General features: G+C 64.2%; 2 protein-coding genes. Both read left to right on the top strand.

Going from position 1 to position 2,432, the window contains the following annotated elements; all coding sequences use genetic code 11:
- Positions 1-108 precede the first annotated feature (108 nt).
- The gene (locus ABD747_RS21635) at positions 109-1,809 is read left to right on the top strand and encodes a glycosyltransferase family protein (protein WP_344808539.1); all 1,701 of its coding nucleotides are present in this window, start codon (positions 109-111) and stop codon (positions 1,807-1,809) included.
- A gap of 242 nt (positions 1,810-2,051) precedes the next feature.
- Positions 2,052-2,432, top strand: a 381-nt coding sequence (locus ABD747_RS21640) for a hypothetical protein (protein WP_344808541.1), incomplete at its 3' end; no start/stop codon positions are given.

The raw sequence follows: 2,432 nt of genomic DNA on the forward strand, positions 1-2,432 counted from the left end.
ACACCCTCACCGACACCTTCCCCACCGCCGACACCTACCACATCTACAAGATCAAACTCAGCTAGTCGACCTTCGCACAAGGATGATACGGCAAGGTCGCGTTGCGAGATGAGCGTGTTTCCGAACATAAGGAGAAGAGCCGAGTTGACTCACGTCGACCAACATTCCGCGTCGGCACCACACGACGAGGACGTCGAGGAGCATCATCAACCCCTTGAGGCGATCCCCCACCCAGACCAAATCCTCGATAATGCTCGGAAGTTTGGTCGGATCGTCCGGATCGCCATTGACCGCGCCCGCGCCGCGCGGTACCTAACCGCTGCGGAATGGTGCCGCGTTGCGTCGGCGTATGCAATGACCAACCCGACTGGCTTCCTCCGAAGTGGTGATCTCGAATCTGCGATCGGTATCGTCGCCGATGGCGCACTGGCACCGAGCCGTCGACCGGCCAAAGCGGCCGCAGGCCCGCGGCGAGTCATGCACGTCATCACCGAGGCCGCGCCGATCGGCGGTCTGACCAGGCTCGCTGAGCGTTGGATGCAGCGTGACCGGATCAGCATTTCGGCCGTGGTCGTGACCCGACAAGACGAGGTTCTCGAGCGGCTAGCGGAGGCCGCATGCGCATCGGGAGGGTCAGCCACCGCGTTGGCCGTCGCCGGGTCCAACGTCCTCGAACGTGCAGCAAGGCTCCGACAGTTGGCCGCCGACGTAGATTTCGTGATCTGCCACTTGCATTCCGATGACATCGTGACCGCTCTCGCTTTCGGTCACGGCTACAGCGGAGCACCCGTAGCGATATACAACCACGCCGATCATCTGTTCTGGCTGGCGCCGAGCAACGCGACGACCATCGTCGACGCTCGAAACGTCGGACGACGTCTGACGATTCACGCGCGCGGCTACTCGCCGGAGTTGACGTACCTTCTCCCCCTCCCCGTGCCAGCGATGCGAGGCGGAGCCGACGAGGCGAGGCTCTCGATCGGATGGGGATTTCCTGCCGACTCGATCGTCGCCGTCTCCGTCGCTAGGGCGATCAAGTTCCGCGACACTACGTTGGAGCCATCGTTTTCGCGACTGCTGGGCATGGCGCTCGAGGCCAATCCGCGGCTTGCTTTTTGCGCGGTGGGGCCCGAGGCCACGGACCCGCCGTGGCCGGACTTGATCGAACGCTACGGGCAGCGGATCTACGTCACCGGCCCGGTACCCGATCCGCTTCCATACCTGACGGCTGCCGACATTTACTTGGACCCTTTCCCCTTCAGTTCGACGACCTCACTCCTCGAAGCCGCTGCCGCATCACTCCCGACCCTCACATTGGATGCGCATCGTGACTACTGCCGCGCCTTCGGCCTGGCGGATTTCGTCGAGTCGATCGATGATCGACCCACCACCGTTCACGCATACCTCCAGCGTCTCCAGGATCTGGTCAATACACCGTCGCTGCGCCGGCTGACTGGCGAGCGTGCTCGGGCCGGCTACCTCGGCCTGACCGCACCGGAACCATGGCTGGAGTCCCTAGGAGAACTGTATCGCCATCTCGACCGGGCGTCTGCCCGGAGGAACCTCCTAGGTGGCTCGGCACCGGCGGAACCGGACAAGCGACTACTCGTGCACGCTGCTGCACTCACGGCGATCGAGCAGAACATACCTCTGCTCTGGACGGTCATGGCGGGCGTACCCTGTTTCGACGCCCGGGATCGGCGGCAGCTCGCACCGCGAATCATTGTGACCCGGGCATTGCAGAAGTTGCGACTCTCTCCACCTAGCAACGCCACCCCGCGCGACAGCCTGCTGCTTCCGCGACGGTGAGCCTGGACGGGAGCTGGAAGGCTTGAGCGCCGGATGTGGTGAAGGCCCACGCGAACAAGGAGTGGTCAGCTGGTGCCCGCGAAGTTGGTGGCGCCCTGCTCCGGCCCCATAAGCCCGGAGACGGCCCTGTGTGGGTTCCGGACAGCGTGCTATCGTCCAAATGCGGACTCGGCTGCTGGTGCATGTGGCCAGCAATCCCGGGGCGGGTTCGTGCCCCTCCCGTCGCGAGCTTGCGAGGTGTCGTGAAACGTCGCCCCATCGTTTTGGCGCTAGCATTGATCTGCGCGTTTCTCGCCGGCGGCGCCTTGACTGCACTGGCCAAGGGCAAGGATCCCTGCGAGAGGCTGTTCACCCGCAACTCCGTCTCCAAACTCCAGGACTACGTCGCGTGCCGGGAGGATCGGCAAGATGCGGCCCTGAAGCGGATAGAGTCTCGCCTCGCCACCATGGCGCCGACCACACGTCCGACATCGAACCCCTCGTCACCCAAGCCGACGACCAGCGCAAGCCCTTCGGCCACCGGGAAACCGGGTACTGGCGGCGCGATCATGCAGCTTCCGCGTGTTGCGTGGGAGGGTGGGCCTGGGTACTGGAAGCAGTTTAAGAAGGCCGATCGGGCCGGG

The organism is Microlunatus ginsengisoli, assembly GCF_039537205.1.
Taxonomy (GTDB): domain Bacteria; phylum Actinomycetota; class Actinomycetes; order Propionibacteriales; family Propionibacteriaceae; genus Microlunatus; species Microlunatus ginsengisoli.